This window comes from Labilibaculum filiforme, assembly GCF_002843315.1.
In the GTDB taxonomy this organism is placed as follows: domain Bacteria; phylum Bacteroidota; class Bacteroidia; order Bacteroidales; family Marinifilaceae; genus Labilibaculum; species Labilibaculum filiforme.
In genome coordinates, this window is record NZ_MVDD01000013.1 from 50,418 (window position 1) to 70,962 (window position 20,545).

A 20,545-nucleotide genomic window follows, 5' to 3' on the forward strand; every position below is an offset into this window, starting at 1 on the left:
AGTGAATTTATGCAATTTTTACGATGTTTCCAATGGAAAAATAGGGGGGAGCACTCATCAAATAAAAATGGCTGTCTCTTCTTGTTTTATCGATCGATAGTGAAAATGAAAAATGTGTCCAAAAAGCCTATTCTCCTTGTCATTATTGATCTTGATGTATCGGGACGAAGAAACTTTCCTTGTGTAATAACTGCGGTTTCATGCTTGACAAGTAGGACAAGTAGGAGTGAAATTTTACTTTTAAATACTAACGAACTATTGCAGAGAAAATAGTAGCTCAACTTATTCTGCAATTAGAATACTTCTAATTATTTGTTCAAATAAAAGTAGATAGAACCTGCTATACAAATCAGTATAAATAAAATAATGTATACGTTGCTTGATTTGTTGTCATCTTTTAGGTAGTGACTTTTTCTTGCAGATGTGGTAGGGGATGAAGCAATTGGTTTTTCTGTTTCCTCTGCTTCTTCCCAGGACTCATCAGCGGAATATCCTATGATATGTTCTTCTCCGTCGTAATAATTTGGGTCGTCTTGTAATTGGTCAATTACAGCTTTACTATCTTGTAAGCTTAAGTCGGTAGTTTCTTTTAAAATTTTTATTGCAAGCAATTTTTGATCATCCGCTAACAATTGGAGTAAATAAGCTTTGTCAATCTGAAAGCCGTTAATAATTATATTCATATTTATATTCTTAGTTTTTGCAGTTGCCCGTACAATAATTAATTGCACTCACGAATTTATAGGTTTTTTATGATAAGTCCTATTTAAAAGCTAAAAAAGACCATCTTTTTAAAGACAGTCTTTGTTAATTGCTATTGATAATTGGAAATATAAATTAAAAAAAACCAACGAAGATGTAACAAATCGTTGGTCTTAAAATATTTAAAATCTAATTTTTCTACTTCAATTCTTCCAAAGCCTCTTTTGCCGCATTCAATAAAGGAGTCGCCGATAAATCATTACCAGTTGCTTCTACCATCCATTGATTTGGAGTTAATCGTCCTTGTTTAAAAATACGATCAACTTCTGTTGGGAAACTCTTTCCCTTTAATTGTTGCTCCAATTGAAATTCAATTACATTTCCAAAAGCATAGTTGGATAAATACAAAGGACTGTTCAACATGTGCGAGTAAACTGCCAAAATGGTCTGATCTTTCACACCATAAACAGGAGCGTAGAATTCATTCCAAACTTCTTTGGCAATTTGCATCGTGGCATCGCGTAACTGTGTCGCATCCGCTTCAGGATTTTCATACAACCATTTCCACATGCGAATGTCCAATACCGATACTCCCATAATTTCGTAGGCACTCCAGAATAAATCTAATTTTTTTAAGGCTTCTTTTTGCGGAGAATCGTCAGTAATACCTAATAAAAGCATATCTCTTTTCTGGAAAATAAAAGCCAAAGCTTCGGTAAATGCAGTGTTTGGAACTCCATTCATAACAAAGTTGTCCACATCATAAAGCGATATGGTTTGCTCAACATTGTGTCCGAATTCATGAACCGCAATATTGTATCCTTTGTAATCCATTCCCTTTTCACTAATTCGGGTACGCAAATGTGCTTTTTGTCCTTTTGCAGCACCACCCCAAGCATGTCCCGAACCTCTTGCTGGATCTACAGCAATATGATCGCCTAACCATTGAGCTCTTTCCTTATCGTAACCCAGTTTTACCAATAAATTTGGTAAATCAGCCTCTAAAGCAACTGCATTTGGATACAATTTACGAGTCTGAGCATCTAGTTTCGATTCATCCATGCCACTTCGGGCTTTAAAGCCATCGTACCAAATATCAAATGGTTCTAAATCGCGACCTAATCGTTGTTTAATTAAAGCTCCAACTTTTTTGGTTTCATCAGAACGTAAGAAATCGGTAAAGATCTTTTCAGTTGCTTCCGCAGATATTTCTTTTGCTCCGTCATATTGTCTTTTAATGAAGGTGTTTTGATCTGGATAGTAGGCATCGATTGCCTTGTTGGCATGGAAATTATTTAGAATTTGCTGGTATCTTTCGTTTGGTTCCGGAGTGGCTTCAATCGTTTTTCCATTCTCATAAACCATATTGGTGTAAGGATCCCATTCCAATTTTCCATTGTTAATTACCTTTTCAGGGATTTCCTGAGAAATAATGCGTTGCATCACTTGGTAAATCATCTTTTGCTTTTCTAAACCATCATTTGTGTTGGCATAGTTGGCTTTAATCTCATCGCGTAAGTTCCAGTGCGATAAAAGAACTTTATCTTCCGGAAAGAAACGATTTCCTGCAGCATCGGTTAAATGACCAACATGAATGTTGTAGTCCATAATATACACATCCGAATTTGCAGCAGCTTTACCCGCTTCCTGTAAAAGCTCTGCAGGAACTCTGGCTGTAAAATAATCTCCTAAACGAGCATAAGCCCATTGCTTACGTGTCCATTCTTTTGCGTTTGCTTCTTTTTCTTCTAAACTAAAGGGAGGGAAGTTTAAGGCAATAATAAAAGCAATTTTATTTTGGTAGAAATCATTCATCCAATGAGAATCTACACTGTAAGCGCCAAATTCATTGTCGATAGCATGTTGCTCGAAGGTATTCAAGTGCACTGGTTCCAACAATTCAAGAGTAATTTTGTTAAAATTACCAGTAATTATTTCGATGTTTCTAGAGATTTTTTGAAAAACAAGTTCTCTTTCTGTTACATCAGCGATATAGTTTTTTTTACAGAAAGCTTTAAATTCTTCTTCCGAACCATCACTATCGCGCCATAGGTTTGCCACATGTTTTACGCCTTTTTCCATAAGAAATTTGTCTATGCCTGAATTGGAAGCGTTCAGCTCATTAATTACCTGAGTTATACTTTCGGCGGTAATCGTAGAGATATCTGCTTTTTTATTCACTTTTTCTTGATTTTCGCAGGAGGCTAAAAGTAGCACTGCAACAAATAGAATGATAATCTTTTTCATTTAATTAGAGTTGTTATTTGTTTGACTAAGTGTCGCTAAAAATACAAATTTGAGTGCTTTTAAACAATGAGCTTTTTCATGCTTTTGGGTTGCATTACTAGTTGAGAATAAAAAATGAAAGGCATTTCGAATTCAAAATAAAGCATTGAAAAACAATAGTTATAAGGCTTGTACAAAGTAAAAGCTCGTTTATTATAGTAAAAAAATTGTGTTTTCTCTTTATGGATTGGATTACATGTACTATTTTTGCGCAAAATATATACATAAATTATGGGAAGAGCATTTGAATTTAGAAAAGCGCGAAAAATGAAGCGTTGGGACAAGATGGCTAAAGCTTTTACGAGAATTGGTAAAGATATCGTAATGGCAATTAAAGAAAGTGGTCCCGATCCCGCTACTAATTCTCGTTTACGCGCAGTTATTCAAAATGCAAAGGCAGTAAATATGCCTAAGGATAATGTGGAAAGAGCAATTAAAAAAGCAACTTCCAAAGATCAGAAAGACTATAAGGAAATTATTTATGAGGGATATGCTCCACATGGTATTGCCGTATTAGTTGAAACTGCAACCGATAACCATACTAGAACAGTTGCTGATGTTCGCTCTTATTTTTCAAAATGCAAAGGTAGTTTAGGTACTGCTGGTAGTGTTGAGTTTATGTTCGAGCATAAATGTCATTTTCAAATCGAAAACAAAGGTCAGGATATTGAAGAATTAGAATTCGAATTAATCGATCTTGGCGTTGAAGAAGTATTTGCTGAAGACGAAGGAATCATGCTTTATGGTAATTTTCCTGATTTCGGTAAAATCCAAGCTTATTTGGAAGAAAACCAAATCGAGGTTATTTCATCTGGATTCGAAAGAATACCAATGGATACAAAAGAATTAACAGAGGAACAAGTCGCAGACGTTGAGAAACTGTTAGAGAAACTAGAAGATAACGATGATGTTCAAAATGTTTATCACAACATGGCATAAGAACAGCATTGCTTAATTTATATTTTGATGATACAGAGCCTGATTCGTTTAACGGATCAGGCTTTTTTATTATGCAATGTCTTAAAAAAAGAACGCAAGGTCTTTTTTTTTGCTTTTTTCAATTTCTTAAAGCATTGTAAATGTTGGAGGTGGGTTCTAAAGGTGTGTGAGTCAGAAAACTTAGCTTTTGTAAGTTAAGAGTTTTTATTATATTTAGATATGTAGATGAAAAAGCATCTCCTAACACACCTATGAAACCTTCATCTTTGAATCGTAAGGAATTTTATTCTAAAATTAGAGTATTCAAAGTATGATAAGTTCCATGTGGCAATTATAATTGATTTATATACACATGCACTTTAATTATTTAAAATTTGAAAAAAGAGGCAAAATTGGAATTTTGACTCTTAACCGTCCTGAAGCCTTAAATGCCTTGAATAAGGATGTTTTTAAGGAGCTATCCTGTTTCTTAGAGGACAGGGAAACCATTCAAAGTATTCGAGTATTAGTAGTTACCGGAGAAGGAAAAGCTTTTGTCGCTGGCGCTGATATAAAAGCGATGCAGGAGTATTCTCCTCAAATGGCTTACGATTTTTCTGAAATAGGGAAAGTGGTATTCGATCAAATTGCGAATCTGGAAATACCTGTGATTGCAGCCATTAATGGTTTTGCTCTTGGTGGAGGTCTGGAATTGGCATTGTCATGCGATATACGTGTGGCCAGTGAAAAAGCCAGGTTGGGCTTACCCGAAGTAAACTTAGGTTTGATCCCAGGATTTAATGGTACGCAAAGATTACCACGTTTGGTTGGAGCTGGAAACGCAATGTATTTAATGATGCTTGGCGAGGGAGTAACTGCTGCCGAAGCATATCAATTAGGAGTGGTTCAGAAATTGGCGCCACCAGAATCGGTTCTCGAGATAAGTCTGGAGCTGGCCGAAAAAATGGCTTCTAAAAGTCCTAATGCTTTGCGCTTAATAAAACTTATGGTTCGAGAGGGACTGGAATTATCGAGTGAAGATGCCGGCAAAATGGAATCTAAAGAGTTTGGACGCTTATTTAAAGAAGATCAGAAAGAGCGAAAAGAAGGGATAGATGCTTTTTTAGAAAAACGCAAACCAAACTGGTAATAATCAAAAAATGTAGGGAGACTTATTGTAACTTGTATCAGTAAGTAGGAAGTGAAGATGGGTGTTGTTTTTTGACTCAAATGGGAAAATTGTATCAATTAATATAGTATAAAAATCAAAATTTAAACAATAAGTAATATGGATTTGATCCGAAAAATGGAAAATGTAAGTGTTTTAGGTGCCGCAGGAAAAATGGGAAGTGGCATTCTGGTTCTGTTATCATTAGAAATGGCCAAACTGAAAATTGGCAAAAAAGAAGATAAAGAATTTGTTTTAAACGCTATTGATGTATCTCAATCGGCTTTAAATAGTTTATCGGGTTACGTAAAATCGCAATTGGTAAAGCACGGCGAAAAGAATATTGTCGAATTACGCAATTGGTACGAGGATCGTGAAGATTTAATTGATAATGAAGAGATCATTAGTCAGTTTGTGTATGATGTGATGGAAATGATACAAACATCCACTCGTATCGAGACTGCTTATAGCTCTCAATTAATATTCGAAGCTATTAAAGAGGATAAGGCGTTAAAAGTGAAATTATTCTCTCAAATTAAACAGAATAATCCAGATGCTTGGTTTTTAACCAATACTTCGTCTATTCCAATTGGTGGAATCGAAAAAGAAGCTGGATTAAATGGGGATATTATTGGTTATCATTTTTACAACCCTCCAGTAATTCAAAAATTATTGGAGATTATTAAAACGGATAATACGAACGACGATTTAGCTGCTTTTTCGATAGATTTAGCCAAATCGATGCGGAAAATTATTGTTCAGTCGAGAGACATTGCAGGATTTATAGGTAACGGTCACTTTATGCGTGACGCACTATATGCTCTTAATTTGGCGGAAGAATTGGCAAAAACCGAAGGCTGGGCAAAAGCCTTTTTCTTGATCGATACCATAAGTAGAGATTTGTTAGTGCGACCAATGGGAATTTTCCAATTGTTAGATTATGTGGGAATCGACGTTGCCCGATTTATTTTAGAGAGCATGCAACCTTCATTTCCCAATGAAAAATTATCGCATACTACTTTAAATGAATTGTTTGATAATGAAGTGAAAGGTGGTCAATTTGCGGATGGTTCTCAAAAGAACGGTATTTTTAAATATCAAAAAGGCCGAATTACAGAAGTTTACGATTTAAAGCAGGCAAAATATATGGTAACCGAAAGCATTGAGATGGATTGTGCGGCTTTATTAGGAGAACTTCCAACACTTAAACTTTATTGGAAATCCATAGTTCGCGACGTAAAGAAAGCCGATCATTTAAAGAAATTTTTTAATGAATTGCATCAAATGGATAGTGTGGGAGCCAATTTGGCAATTGCTTACGGTAAAAACTCCAAAGCAATAGGTCAAATGTTGGTAAGCACGAAAGTTGCAGCCTCAAAAGAAGATGTGAATACCGTTATGGAAACAGGTTTTTTCCATGCATACGGACCCATTAACGAGTATTTCTAAAATAGGTTTTAGGCGCTGAAAGCAAGATTATTAAAGTATATCTTGCTTTTGGCTCTAAATCATTGATTAGGATACTGATTTGTAGATATTTTATTTATAACCGATACTAGGTGATTGTTTGATGTTCTGAAATTATTCTCATTGCTCACATCTATTATCTCATATCTAAAACAATGAACGCTCTACGTAAAAAAATATACATGTTAGCTGGTTATAATACCATTTCGATGGGAACCGGTAGAAATGAATTTCATCCTAAAAAGCCTCGTCCCGATATGGAGCATTACATTCAGGAAGCTGGTCGAGCCACTTTAAAGATGATTGGCGGGGCGAAAAATGTTGACGAAGGGGTAATTGGGAATTTTATGGCTTCGCGTTTTAATAGACAAGCCAATTTGCCTGCTTTTTTTCCTTTAATAGATGCAGATTTAAAATATAAGCCTGCAGTTAGAGTCGAAGGGGCTTGTGCATCAGGAGGTTTAGCACTTACTACAGGGATGAAATCTATTCTTGCCGAAACAGCTGATGTGGTGCTTGTGCTTGGTTTTGAAGTTCAGAATACCATGAAAGCAGTTTACGGAGCGGATGTTTTGTCTGGTGCCGGATGGCAAAAAACTCGTAAAGAGGGGCATGCGTATTTTTTTCCAGGAGTATTTAGCGATCGGGCTGGTGTTTACTATGAAAAATTTGGTCGCGAAATTACTCGGAAAGCCATGGCGAAATGGTATTGCAATGCCATTGAAAATGCTCGTTTGTGTAAAACAGCGCAGGAGTTTCATAATACCAATAAGGATTTGGAAGAAACAGCAAATACACCTGTAAATCCCAAAGGCTTTGTGGATCATTTAAATGTTTTTGATTGTTCAAAGGTTTCCGATGGAGCTTCGGCAATTGCAATTGTATCAGAAGAAGGTTTAAAAAGAATTGGATTGCACGCAAAAGATGCTGTTGAAATTCTTGGTTTCGCACATATTGTAGCCGATGTTACTCAAAAACCGGAGGTAATGACTAGTTTGACTACCATGAAGGCAGTAGCGGAAAAAGCAATGAAGATGGCCGGAATTACGGTGGATCAGTTAGGAACTGTGGAAGTACACGATTGTTTTTCCATTGCTGGGATAATGGCAATGGAGGCTATTGGTTTTGCAGAGGAAGGAAAAGGCGCAACTTTTGTTTTGGAAGGGCATACTTCCAGAGGGGGTGAAGTTCCGGTGAATACCACTGGAGGATTAATTGGATGGGGACACCCAACTGGTGCAACTGGTGTTCATCAGGCTGTTACCATTTGGGAACAATTAACAGGACAGGCTGGAGAGGCACAAATTGAAATAACAAAGGAAAAACCGTATGCAATGTCGGTTAACATGGGTGGAGACGATAAGTCTTTGGTTGCTATTGTTTACAAACGAGGCGAATAGATAGAATGAATAATATGATTGCAAAAAAGATAAGGGGATGATGTAAGATGGAATAGAGGAGAGGATTCATCCGGTTTTAAATTTCACACCTAAAAATTAAAACTATGAATTTTGAATTTACCGAAGAGCAACTAATGATTCGGGACGCCGCACGCGATTTTGCGCAACGCGAATTACTTCCTGGAGTAATTGAACGAGACGATAAAGCAACGTATCCAACCGAGCAAGTAAAGCGTTTGGGAGAATTAGGTTTTTTAGGAATGTTGGTTGGTTTGGAATATGATGGTGGTGGAATGGATACCATATCCTACGTATTGGCAATGGAAGAGATTTCAAAGGTCGATTCCTCGGTTTCTGTAATTATGTCGGTAAACAATTCATTGGTCTGCTGGGGTGTTGAAAAGTATGGTACTGAAGCACAAAAACAGAAATATTTAAAACCTATGGCTCGAGGGGAAAAAATAGGAGCCTTTCTATTATCTGAACCCGAAGCGGGTTCTGATGCAACTTCGCAAAGAACTACTGCCGTTGATATGGGAGACCATTACCTTGTAAATGGCACCAAAAATTGGATTACGAATGGGAAGTCAGCTTCCACCTACATTGTAATGGCACAAACTCACTCCGAATTAAAACACAAAGGAATTAATGTATTGATTGTTGATGCCAAATCGGAAGGGATTTCGGTGGGACCTCATGAAAATAAAATGGGAATGCGGGCATCAGATACTTGTTCCGTAATGTTCAATAATGTTAAAGTACCAAAAGAAAATCGTTTAGGGGAAGAGGGGTTTGGATTTAAATTGGCCATGAAATCGCTGGAAGGCGGTAGAATTGGAATTGCTTCTCAGGCTTTGGGAATTGCCTCTGGAGCATACGAATTGGCATTAAAATATGCTCAGGAGAGAAAAGCCTTTGGAAAAGAGATTATTCAGCATCAGGCAATCGCATTCAAGTTAGCCGATATGGCTGTTGAGATTGAAGCGGCTCGTTTCTTCTGCCTAAAAGCAGCTTGGCTAAAAGATCAAGGAAAACCATATGGACATGCAAGTGCAATGGCTAAATTATATGCTGCTGAAACTGCAATGAAGGTAACTACTGAGGCGGTTCAGATTCACGGAGGATACGGATATGTGAAAGAATATCATGTGGAACGCTTAATGCGTGATGCGAAGCTAACTCAGATTTATGAAGGAACTTCCGAGATTCAGAAGATTGTTATTTCAAGGGGATTAATTGCTTGAAAAATTCTTAAAAATGTAATTTTAAATATGCATAAATAGTTATTGTGTAGTTGTTTATGTGATGTTTCATAAATAGATAGATTAAGTTGATATTTTAATAGAAACTGTTGTAGCCGGAAATAGTCTTTGCTAGTATTTCGGTACCAGATACTAAAACTAAATGCATATGAAGATACTAGTCTGTATAAGTAACGTTCCTGATACCACAACAAAAGTGAAATTCAAGGAAGAGAATACGCTGTTTGACGATTCAGGTGTTCAGTGGATTATTAATCCATGGGACGAGTTAGCCTTGACCCGCGCATTGGAATTGAAGGAGGATGCTGGTAATTCGGTAGATGAGGTTTCTGTGATTCATGTTGGTGGTGCTCAAACGGATGTAACTTTAAGAAAAGCGCTTGCCATTGGTGCCGATAAAGCGATTCGAATAGACGCTTGTCCTGCCGATGCATACTCCGTTGCTGGACAAATTGCCGCATATTTAAAGGAAAATCCATTCGATATTGTTTTTAGTGGAATTGAATCTAGTGATTATAATGGATCATCTGTAGGAGCAATGATTGCAGAATTTATGGATTATTCCGGAGTTTCGTCGGTAACTAGTGTAGCTTTTGAAGGGGACGAATTAATTCTTTATCGCGCAATTCCGGGAGGAAAGCAAAAAATTAAAGCCAAAATACCATTGGTGGCTGTTGTTCAGAAAGGAATTGCTACAGAACCTAGAATTCCAGCCATGAGAGGAATTATGATGGCGCGGAAGAAACCTTTAGAGGTGAAGCCTGCAATCGAAATGCAAATATTGACCAAATCGGTGAAATTTGAAATGCCAGAAGCTAAGGGAGCTTGCAAAATGCTTGATGCCGAGCATGTTGAACAATTGCTTGAGCTTTTGAAAAACGAAGCTAAGGTATTATAAGTGATAAGATTACCATGTTTAATCAAGTATGATGGATGGTAGATGAGAAATTAATGAGTCGGAAAGCCTTATTTTTTTAGTGTCAAGTCTCATATCTAAAATCTATTATCTCATATCTAAAAGAAAAGCCTATGTCAGTGATTGCATTTGCCAAAAATTGGAACGGGAAATTTAAGAATTCCTCCTATGAATTGGTATCCTATACAAAAAACTTAGCCAGTCAATTAAATACAAAATTTATAATAGTTTCGATTGGAGAGGTGAAGGAGGAAGAATTGAAAAGTTTAGGAAAATATGGCGCAGAAAGAATTATTTCGGTGAATAATTCTCAAATGAATACTTTAACAAGTCGTGTTTATGCCCAAGTGATTTCCGAATTAGCAGAAAAAGAAGGCGCAAGCACAATTATAATGAGCGATAATGAGAGTGGTAAAGCCATAGCTCCAAGAATTTCTGTTAAAATGAAGGCGGGAATGGTGGCTGCTGTATTGGAGCTTCCAATAACAATAAATCCATTTGTGGTAAAAAAAGGTGCCTTTTCGGGAAAAGCCTTCGAATATGTCCAAATAGATTCGCCGGTAAAAGTAATCACTATTGCTAAAAATTGCTTTGGACTTAAAGAGAATCAGGTGGATGTTTCGATTGAGGAATATGCTCCACAATTAGATGCCAGTCTTTTTAAAATTCAGGTTTTGGAGGAAGAAAAGCAAACAAATAGAATGGATCTTGCTGATGCGGATATTGTTGTTTCGGCAGGTAGAGGAATGAGAAGTCCCGATAATTGGGGCATTGTAGAAGAATTGGCGGCAGTGTTGGGAGCTGCAACAGCTTGCTCTCGCCCAGTTTCGGATGAAGGATGGCGTGGCCATGAAGAACATGTTGGACAAACTGGAAAGGTGATTGCACCGAATTTGTACTTCGCTGCAGGTATTTCAGGAGCTATACAGCACGTTGCAGGCATTAGCAGGAGTAAGTGTATTGTTGCAATTAATACCGATCCTGAAGCGCCTATTTTTGGTGTTGCCAATTATGGAATTATTGGTGATGTAATGGACGTATTGCCAAAATTGACCAAAGCTATTAGTAATTCAAAATAATATCAGCCTGCGAAAGAAGGCTAAGAGTTTGTTATTAATCACATTAATTACGGAGTCATGATAAAACAAATCCTCTTCATCATCACATTATTGATCACATTTGGCGTCTTTGCCTATTCAGTAAAGCGTTTGTGGGGATTCTTTCGCTTAACAAAGCCAGCTTATCCAATTAAAAACATTGGAGCACGAATTTCCCATACCCTAAATATAGCTTTCGGGCAAACTAAAATATTTCGGAAGCCCGTTATCGGTTTAATGCATGCATTGGTGTTTTGGGGCTTTCTGGTAATAACTCTTGGCAGTATCGAGATGGTTGTGGATGGAGTTAGTGGACAGGATAGACTATTCGCTTCCACAGGATGGTTCTACGATATTGTGATTGCTTCTGGAGATGTTTTTGCTTTGTTGATTATCGTTTTCATTAAACTTTTTATTCTTCGTAGAATGTTCTTAAAGATAAAGCGTTTTGCGGGCGTAGAAATGACTCCAAAAGCCAATTGGGATGCTTTGTTATCTCTTTATTTTATTGGTTTTTTAATGGTTTCTCTGATTTGTTTCAACATGGGATACATTAGCAATCATCCAAACGGATACGAAGGAGTTTATCCTGTTTCAGCCTTTTTGGTGAATTTGTTTGGCTGGGATTTTGGCTGGTTGCAGGAGCTAGGTTGGTGGGTGCATATTTTGCTAATATTCATTTTTGCGAATTACTTGCCTTACTCGAAGCATTTTCATGTGTTTCTATCCATTCCCAACGTATTCTTGGCGAATTTAGAGCCACTCACCAAATATCCAAACTTGGATAGCATTACTCGCGAAGTAAAGCTCATGCTCGATCCCGAAGCTGCTTATGATGAGAACGCTGAGGTTGCTCGTTTTGGGGTGAAGGATGTTGAGGATGTTAGCTGGAAGAATTATATGGATTCCTTGTCCTGCACACAATGTGGACGATGCACCGATGTTTGTCCGGCGAATATTACTGGAAAGCTTTTATCTCCAAGGAAAATATTTGTTGATCTGCGAAAGCGAATGGATGAGAAAGGACCTTTAGTAATAGCTGGCAAGGACGATAAGAAATCACTTTTACGCGATTATATTTCCGAGGAGGAAATTTGGGCTTGCACAAGCTGCAATGCTTGCGCTCAGGAATGTCCGATAGATATCAGTCATCCAAATTTAATTATGGATATGAGAAGATATTTGGTGATGGAAGAGGCTACTGCTCCAGCAGGGTTAAATGTCATGTTTGCAAATATTGAGAACAATGGTGCTCCTTGGCAATTCTCTCCCGAGGATAGAATGAAATGGGCTGAGTGAAGCATAAGTAGTTGTTGTGAAGTTTATTGATGTGTTTTAAGGTAAGTTATACTTTAATTGAAGTTTTAAGATGACGATAGAGACAAAAATAGATGTACCTGTTATGGCAGATGTGGTTGCCAAAGGCAAAAAGCCTGAATATTTGTATTGGGTGGGTTGTGCAGGAGCTTTTGATGATAGGTATCAGAAAGTGGCTAGGGCATTTGCTAAAATATTAAATTATTTGGGCGTTAGTTATGCGGTTTTAGGTACAGAAGAAAGCTGTACTGGTGATCCTGCAAAGCGCGCCGGGAACGAAATGATTTTCCAAATGCAGGCCATGCAAAATATCGAGATTCTTAACGGATATGGAGTGAAGAAGATCATCTGTACTTGTCCGCATTGCTACAATACTTTGAAAAATGAATATCCTGATTTAGGTGGCAAGTACGAGTTGATCAATTATACCGTGTTTTTGGATGAGATGATTCGAACCGGGAAACTGAAACTAGAAAACAATCCATTTAAAGGTGAAAGCATCACTTACCACGATCCATGTTATTTGGGAAGAGGAAATGGAATTTACGATGCACCAAGAAATGTAATTAAAGCAATTTTTGGAGAAGTAAAAGAGATGAAGCGAGCAAGAAGTTACGGTTTGTGTTGTGGTGCTGGCGGCGCTCAAATGTTCAAAGAAGCTGAAAAAGGGGATAAAGAGGTGAATATGGAACGTACCGAAGAAATTATCGAGCGGAAAGTAGATAAAGTTGCCTCTGCTTGTCCTTTCTGCATGACGATGCTGACGGATGGTATAAAATTGAAAAACAAAGAAGCTGAATTGCAAAATTTAGACATCGCTGAAATTATCGAGAAAGCCTTGAACTTATAGAATTTACAACTAAAGCATGACAACAAACACCACATACAAGTTGAAAAATACGGTTCGAATTGTGACAGCAACCTCGCTTTTCGATGGACATGATGCTTCCATTAACATCATGCGAAGAATCATTCAGGCTTCGGGTGCTGAAGTTATTCATCTGGGACACAATCGATCGGTGGAAGAGATCGTGAATTGTGCGATCCAAGAAGATGTACAGTCCATTGCCATAAGCTCTTACCAGGGTGGACATATGGAATTCTTTAAGTACATGTATGATTTGTTGCAACAAAAAAAAGCCGGACACATTCAAATTTTTGGAGGTGGTGGCGGAGTGATTCTTCCCTCTGAAATAAAAGAGCTGGAAGCATACGGAATTGCAGGTTTGTATTCTCCTGACGATGGTCGTAAGCTTGGTTTGCAAGGCATGATTAATGAAGTTTTAGAGAAATCGGATTACTCCTTGAATGAGTTTAAATTGCCGAAGATCGCCGACATTACAAGTTCGAATGTCAATGTGTTAGCCAGATTGATCACCTTGGCAGAACACGACCTTTTGCAGGATTCTGATTTGTATTTGGAAGTAAAGAACCACGCAAAAGTAAATCACACTCCGGTAATTGGAATCACGGGAACCGGTGGTGCAGGGAAATCTTCCTTAACGGATGAATTAATTCGTAGAATTCATATCGATTATCCGGAATTAAAGCTGGCTATCTTGTCTGTAGATCCATCGAGAAAGAAGAGTGGTGGTGCATTGTTGGGCGATCGAATTCGGATGAATGCCATCAATCATCCAAACATTTATTTGAGATCCTTGGCTACAAGACGGGCAAATCTAGCATTGTCTAAACATGTTGATGATGCTTTTATTTTGATGAAATCGGCAGGATTTGACTGCATTTTCCTTGAAAGTTCAGGAATTGGACAGTCGGATACTGAAATTGTCGACCACAGCGATGTAAAATTGTATGTGATGACTCCTGATTTTGGAGCCGCAACCCAGTTGGAGAAGATCGATATGCTCGATTTTGCGGATTTAATTGCTATTAACAAGTTCGATAAGCAAGGAGCACAGGATGCTTTGCGCGATGTAAAAAAACAATATCAGCGAAATAACCTTCTATGGGATCGAAATCCCGACGATATGCCAGTTTATGGCACAGTTGCCTCACAATTTAACGATCATGGCGTAAATGAGCTCTATCGTGCCTTAATTAAACTTTTAACAACTAGGAACGCTTCCAGATTTTCACAGAATGCAAAACTACTCTTGGAAGCCAGTCAAAAGATTGAAATTGTACCGCCAGCTAGAGTAAGATATCTTTCTGAAATCTCCGAAACGGTTCGCAGATACAATCGAAAGGCTGAAGAACAATCAGAATTAGCAGATCAATTGTATACTTTAGATAAATCATCTAAAATAATTTCAGAAGAGGATGTTAAGGGTTTTTTGTTGAGTAAATCACTTTCTCTTTCAAAGGAATTTAAGCATCAGAATATTATCGATACTTGGGACGAAAAGAAAAAAAAATACAAGGACGATATCTTTCGATACAAGGTTCGTGGCAAGGAATTATCCGTGGAAACGCATTTTGAAACTCTTTCGCACAGCAAGATTCCTAAAATTGTATTGCCTGCTTATAGAAGTTGGGGCGATATCGTAAAATGGAATTTAAAAGAAAATGTTCCTGGCGAATTTCCTTACGCAGCAGGCGTTTTCCCATTTAAACGGGAAGGGGAAGACCCAACAAGAATGTTTGCTGGCGAGGGATCTCCCGAAAGAACGAATAAACGTTTTCATTATTTAGCAAAAGGGCAACCGGCAATTCGCCTGTCTACAGCATTCGACTCAGTTACCTTGTATGGTGCCGATCCGGATTATCGACCTGATATTTATGGGAAAGTTGGTAATGCCGGGGTTTCTGTTGCTTCCTTAGATGATGCTAAGAAGCTATACAGCGGTTTCGATTTGTGCGATTCTAAAACTTCGGTATCGATGACCATTAACGGACCGGCACCCATGTTAGTAGCTTACTACATGAATGTAGCTATCGATCAGGAATGTGAGAAGTATATTCGTAAAAATGGCTTGGAAGAAGAGCTTAAAGTAAAACTTGAAGTAATCTTCTCTGGGAAAGAAATAGTAGGCTATGTAGGAGATTTACCAGATGGAAATAACGGACTTGGATTGATGTTGTTAGGGGTTACGGGAGATCAGGTTTTGCCGGCAGATGTGTATCAGAAAATAAAGGAAGAAACCATTTGTAAGATTCGGGGAACGGTTCAGGCAGATATGCTAAAAGAGGATCAGGCGCAGAATACCTGCATTTTCTCTATCGATTTTGCACTGAAAATGATGGGAGACATTCAGCAGTATTTTATCGAAAATCAGGTTCGGAATTTCTATTCTGTTTCTATTTCGGGATATCATATTGCAGAAGCAGGAGCGAATCCTATTACTCAATTGGCATTTACTTTATCAAACGGATTTACATTGGTAGAATACTATCTTTCGAGGGGCATGAAGATTGATGATTTTGCACCAAATTTATCTTTCTTTTTCTCCAATGGAATGGATCCGGAATATACAGTAATTGGTCGTGTGGCAAGAATAATTTGGGCGAAGACCATGAAATATCTTTACAAGGCCAATAGTCGCTCACAAAAACTCAAATATCACATCCAAACTTCAGGTAGATCACTGCACGCACAGGAAATAGAATTCAACGATATTCGAACTACTTTGCAAGCTTTAACTGGAATTTATGATAACTGTAATTCTCTTCATACGAATGCCTACGATGAGGCGATTACTACTCCAACCGAGGAATCGGTTCGAAGGGCAATGGCGATTCAATTAATCATTAATAAGGAGCTTGGTTTGGCCAAAAATCAGAATCCTTTGCAGGGATCTTTTATTATCGAAGAATTAACCGATTTGGTAGAAGAAGCTGTACTGGTAGAATTTGATCGTTTAACGGAACGAGGAGGTGTTTTAGGTGCTATGGAAACCATGTATCAGCGTAGTAAAATACAATCAGAATCTCTTCAGTACGAGAGTTTGAAACATAGTGGAGGATTGCCAATTGTAGGTGTGAATACCTTTTTAAGCTCAAAAGGATCGCCAACGGTTCAACCAAAAGAAGTCATTCGTTCCGATGAGGAAGAGAAGGTCAATCAGGTGAAATTCAAAGAGTTAATATTGTTGAATCAAAAAGAAAAAGCAAGACAAGTACTAGAAGATTTGAAAAACGTTGCATTGAAGAATGAAAATGTATTTGAATCACTAATGGAAGTCTGTAAATATTGTACATTAGGTCAGGTAACCAATGCTTTGTACGAAGTGGGTGGACAATATAGAAGAAATATGTAATTATTTTGTAGGGACACAAGATCTTGTGTCCGTGTTAAAAAAAATATAGACGTGAATCAAATAGAATCAAAAGTAAACGTGAAATCGCCGGATTTCATAGAGAATAAGAAGTGCTACGAGAAATTGATGGAGGAATATCGCCATCGATTAAAAACCATATTGCATGGTGTTGACGAAAAAGCCAAAGAGCGTCATTTAAAGCGTGGTAAGTTATTGGTAAGAGATCGTATAGAGCTATTGTTGGATAAGAATACTCCATTTTTGGAACTATCTGCTATGGCAGCTTACAATCAATATGAGAACCAGTTTCCTTCAGCTGGAATTGTGACAGGTATTGGAGTTATTCATGGTCGTGAATGTATTATTGTTGCCAACGATGCTACGGTAAAGGGTGGAACTTATATCAAAGAAACCATTAAAAAGCACATTCGGGCGCAAGAGATTGCCATGGAAAATCATTTGCCATGTATTTATATGGTCGATTCGGGTGGTGTTTTTCTACCCGAGCAGTCGAAGGTATTCCCGGATAAGTACGATTTTGGACGATTTTTCTTCAATCAGTCTAAAATGTCGGCCAAAGGGATTCCACAAATTTCCATTGTAATGGGATCTTGTACTGCAGGTGGTGCTTATGTGCCTGCCATGAGCGACGAAACTATAATCGTGAAAGGACAGGGAACTATTTTTATTGGCGGACCACCATTGGTAAAGGCAGCAACCGGAGAGGATGTTACAGCTGAAGAGTTGGGCGGTGCTGATATGCATACTTCTGTTTCTGGAGTTGCTGATCATCTGGCGGAAGATGACCGACATGCGGTTCAGATTTGTAGAAATATATTTGAATCGATGCCGAAGGTGCGAAAATATGGACCAGAGAGGGAAAAAGTAAAAGCTCCAGCATATTCTGCTGATGAACTATATGGATTAGCTCCAATTGATTTGAAAAAGCCAGTTGATGCTAGAGAATTGATTGCTAGAATTGTAGATGGAAGTTCTTTTCATGAATTTAAAGAACGTTATGCTCCGACAATTGTCACTGGGTTCGCAAAAATCATGGGTTTTCCGGTTGGAATAATTGCAAACAATGGTATTATTTTTTCCGAAACATCGTTGAAAGCAGCTCATTTTATTGAATTGTGCAGTTTTAGAAAGATTCCATTGGTATTTCTACAGAACATTACTGGTTTTATGGTGGGGAAAGAATACGAACACAAAGGAATTGCTCGCGATGGAGCCAAAATGGTTCATGCGGTTGCTAATGCTCAGGTTCCTAAATTTACTGTAATTGTTGGTGGGTCGTTTGGTGCTGGAAATTACGCGATGGCAGGAAGGGCTTACGAACCAAGGTTACTATTTATGTGGCCCAATGCCAAGATTTCGGTAATGGGTGGCGAACAGGCTGCAGGGGTTTTGTTGCAGGTAAAGGAAGATCAATTGAAGAAGCGAGGAACAGAATTTCTTGAAGAAGAACAAAACCAGTTGAAAGAAAGCATTTTAAAGAAATATGAAGAGGAGGGTTCTGCTTATTATAGTACTTCTCGTTTGTGGGATGATGGGATTATTGATCCTGCAGATACTCGAAAAGTTTTGGCAATGGGAATTGCTGCTTCCGTAAATAAGGAGTTCGGTGAGCCCAATTTTGGCGTGTTTAGAATGTAATTCGACGCAGATTATTAATTAATTGTTGTAGTAGCATAAAGGATAATGTCGCCCCGCTGGGGCTTTAACTAATGATAATGCTTATTTCTACCATAATATTGCTCCTCTGGGGCTGAAATAAGGATATGTATTTTGTGGTGAATAAGAGAAGATTAGAGTTGTTTAGGGATGGGAAATATAAACTTGTGCCGTAGGTACAAAATTATGGTAGAAATAAATTAATCGGATTAGAAAAGCACTGTAGGTGCGATATTATATTAGCTGATGAAATGTTCAAGGGTAAAATTCATCGCATACAACGATGTTGATATATCATTGAAATAAAATACATAATATGAGAATAGAATTTTTAGTAGGAATGAAGAAAATATTTGTGCCGTAGGTACAACATTATGGTAGAAAATAGTCAAATGTGATCAGTAAGCGCCGTAGGTGCGATATTATAACGAATAAAATAAGCTTAGCATGGCAAATACCTATACACAAATAAATGTACATGCGATATTCTCCGTTAAAGGACGAGAGAATGTTTTACGAGACGGTTTTCGAGAAGATTTATTCAAATATATTTCTGGGATTCTGAATAACAATGGTCAGTATTCTTTAGCTGTAAATGGTCATTTAGATCATGTTCATATCTTTTTTGAATTGAGTCCTACTATGGCTTTGTCGGATATTTTAAGAATTGTAAAAACGAATTCGTCAAAATGGATTAATCAAGAAAAATTAGTGAAAGGGAAGTTTTCTTGGCAATCGGGATATGGTGCATTCTCATATTCACGTTCTCAGCGAAACAACGTTATTAAGTACATTATGAACCAGAAAGAACACCATGAGAACAAAACATTTAAACAAGAGTATTTGGAATTATTAGAAAAGTTTGAGATTCCATTTGAAGGGGATTATATATTTGATTTTATTGATGTCAAGGATAATGTCGCCCCGCTGGGGCTTTAGCCAACGGTGATGCATATTTCTATCATAATATTGCCCCTCTGGGGCTGAAAAATCATTAATTGGGTATGATTTTTTAAATTAAGGATCCTTTTGTGCCGTAGGTACAATATTATGGTAGAATAAAAGAAATGTATATAGTAAGCGCCGTAGGTGCGACAATATGGTAGAACCGAAGGTGCGATAATATGGTAGTTGTGTCAGAGATACAACATTATGGTAGAATAAAAGAAATGTAAATAGTAAGCGCCGTAGGTGCGATAATATGGTAGAAACGTAGTTTCGAAATTAGATGTAAAAATGAAAGAATTTAAAACAATAGAATTTAATATTGAAGACAAGATAGGAACAATAACCTTGAATCGTCCGGACATTCATAATGCCTTTAATGAGGTGATGATTGCCGAAATAATTGACTGCTTCGAAGAAATCGAACAAATGAATTACGATACCATTCGTGTGGTGATGATGAAGGGCAAAGGGAAATCATTTTGTGCCGGAGCCGATTTAACATGGATGAAAGACGTTGCAAACTATTCATATCAGGAAAATTACTTGGAGAGTTACAAGCTTTCGATGTGCTTTAATGCCGTTTATTCCTGCAAGTTCCCAACCATTGCTATGGTGCATGGTGCGGCTATTGGTGGTGCAAATGGTTTATTGGCAGCTTGCGATTTTGTATTGGCAAATAAGAATACAGTCTTCTCGTTAAGCGAGGTGAAAATTGGAATTGTTCCGGCTTGTATTTCACCTTACGTGATGAAGCGGGTTGGCGAATACAAATCGAAAGAGTTGATGCTTACCGGAATGAGATTCAATGGGAAAGAGGCTCATAAAGCAGGTTTGGTGAATTGGTCGGGCGGAGAAAAAAAGTTAGAGGACAAATTGAAAGATTTGATTTCAAAATTAAAATCCAGTGGTCCAATTGCAGTATCTACTTGTAAACAATTACTTTACGATGTTGAGAATGTGTGGAATCACCAGGAAGCTATGGAAAATACAGCGAAGATGATTGCTGAGCTTCGTCAATCGCCAGAAGGTCAGGAAGGAATGAGTTCATTCTTAGAGAAACGCAAACCCAATTGGACGGAAAATAATTAACAATTAATAATTAAGAATGAAAAATTATGATTTGAAGCATAAGTAACTGAATTAGTAACACCTTGATATCTAGTAGGAGGT

General features: G+C 37.6%; 15 protein-coding genes. 13 read left to right on the forward strand and 2 right to left on the reverse strand.

All coding sequences use genetic code 11. The annotated features are described in order from the left end of the window. Positions 1 to 308: 308 nt before the first annotated feature. Entirely contained in the window at positions 309 to 683 is a 375-nt protein-coding gene (locus BZG02_RS15370) for a hypothetical protein (RefSeq protein ID WP_143470491.1), read from the reverse strand. 217 nt (positions 684 to 900) lie between these two features. After that, the gene (locus BZG02_RS15375) at positions 901 to 2,949 is read right to left on the reverse strand and encodes a membrane lipoprotein lipid attachment site-containing protein (protein WP_101262332.1); all 2,049 of its coding nucleotides are present in this window, start codon (positions 2,947 to 2,949) and stop codon (positions 901 to 903) included. A gap of 270 nt (positions 2,950 to 3,219) precedes the next feature. On the opposite strand from BZG02_RS15375, the gene BZG02_RS15380 reads away from it, so the two are divergent. The 13 genes from BZG02_RS15380 (at position 3,220) to BZG02_RS15440 (ending at position 20,464) form a co-directional block, all read left to right on the forward strand. Then, positions 3,220 to 3,927: a YebC/PmpR family DNA-binding transcriptional regulator gene (locus tag BZG02_RS15380; protein WP_101262333.1), complete on the forward strand. Its 708-nt coding sequence runs from the start codon at positions 3,220 to 3,222 to the stop codon at positions 3,925 to 3,927. 352 nt (positions 3,928 to 4,279) lie between these two features. Further along, positions 4,280 to 5,056 (forward strand): enoyl-CoA hydratase/isomerase family protein, encoded by a 777-nt coding sequence (locus BZG02_RS15385; RefSeq protein ID WP_101262334.1) that lies wholly within the window; start codon positions 4,280 to 4,282, stop codon positions 5,054 to 5,056. A 138-nt stretch (positions 5,057 to 5,194) separates the two neighbouring features. Continuing rightward, entirely contained in the window at positions 5,195 to 6,523 is a 1,329-nt protein-coding gene (locus BZG02_RS15390) for a 3-hydroxyacyl-CoA dehydrogenase family protein (RefSeq protein WP_101262335.1), read from the forward strand. 173 nt (positions 6,524 to 6,696) lie between these two features. Then, positions 6,697 to 7,941 carry a thiolase C-terminal domain-containing protein gene (locus tag BZG02_RS15395; RefSeq protein WP_101262336.1) on the forward strand — a complete coding sequence of 415 codons (1,245 nt, stop codon included), beginning with the start codon at positions 6,697 to 6,699 and terminating at the stop codon, positions 7,939 to 7,941. A 104-nt stretch (positions 7,942 to 8,045) separates the two neighbouring features. Continuing rightward, positions 8,046 to 9,185: an acyl-CoA dehydrogenase gene (locus tag BZG02_RS15400; RefSeq protein ID WP_101262337.1), complete on the forward strand. Its 1,140-nt coding sequence runs from the start codon at positions 8,046 to 8,048 to the stop codon at positions 9,183 to 9,185. A 166-nt stretch (positions 9,186 to 9,351) separates the two neighbouring features. Beyond that, the gene (locus BZG02_RS15405; protein WP_101262338.1) at positions 9,352 to 10,101 is read left to right on the forward strand and encodes an electron transfer flavoprotein subunit beta/FixA family protein; all 750 of its coding nucleotides are present in this window, start codon (positions 9,352 to 9,354) and stop codon (positions 10,099 to 10,101) included. Positions 10,102 to 10,232: 131 nt separating this feature from the next. Next, positions 10,233 to 11,198 (forward strand): electron transfer flavoprotein subunit alpha/FixB family protein, encoded by a 966-nt coding sequence (locus BZG02_RS15410; RefSeq protein WP_101262339.1) that lies wholly within the window; start codon positions 10,233 to 10,235, stop codon positions 11,196 to 11,198. A gap of 57 nt (positions 11,199 to 11,255) precedes the next feature. Further along, positions 11,256 to 12,515 carry a 4Fe-4S dicluster domain-containing protein gene (locus tag BZG02_RS15415; RefSeq protein WP_101262340.1) on the forward strand — a complete coding sequence of 420 codons (1,260 nt, stop codon included), beginning with the start codon at positions 11,256 to 11,258 and terminating at the stop codon, positions 12,513 to 12,515. A gap of 70 nt (positions 12,516 to 12,585) precedes the next feature. Next, entirely contained in the window at positions 12,586 to 13,383 is a 798-nt protein-coding gene (locus BZG02_RS15420; protein WP_245868110.1) for a (Fe-S)-binding protein, read from the forward strand. A 16-nt stretch (positions 13,384 to 13,399) separates the two neighbouring features. Then, positions 13,400 to 16,750, forward strand: a complete 3,351-nt coding sequence (locus BZG02_RS15425; protein WP_101262341.1) for a methylmalonyl-CoA mutase family protein — start codon at positions 13,400 to 13,402, stop codon at positions 16,748 to 16,750. A gap of 51 nt (positions 16,751 to 16,801) precedes the next feature. Next, the gene (locus BZG02_RS15430; protein WP_101262342.1) at positions 16,802 to 18,409 is read left to right on the forward strand and encodes a carboxyl transferase domain-containing protein; all 1,608 of its coding nucleotides are present in this window, start codon (positions 16,802 to 16,804) and stop codon (positions 18,407 to 18,409) included. Between the two features lie 465 nt (positions 18,410 to 18,874). Continuing rightward, positions 18,875 to 19,366 carry an IS200/IS605 family transposase gene (gene tnpA / locus BZG02_RS15435; RefSeq protein WP_101262343.1) on the forward strand — a complete coding sequence of 164 codons (492 nt, stop codon included), beginning with the start codon at positions 18,875 to 18,877 and terminating at the stop codon, positions 19,364 to 19,366. Positions 19,367 to 19,663: 297 nt separating this feature from the next. After that, positions 19,664 to 20,464 carry an enoyl-CoA hydratase-related protein gene (locus BZG02_RS15440; RefSeq protein ID WP_101262344.1) on the forward strand — a complete coding sequence of 267 codons (801 nt, stop codon included), beginning with the start codon at positions 19,664 to 19,666 and terminating at the stop codon, positions 20,462 to 20,464. The last annotated feature ends 81 nt before the right edge of the window (positions 20,465 to 20,545 follow it).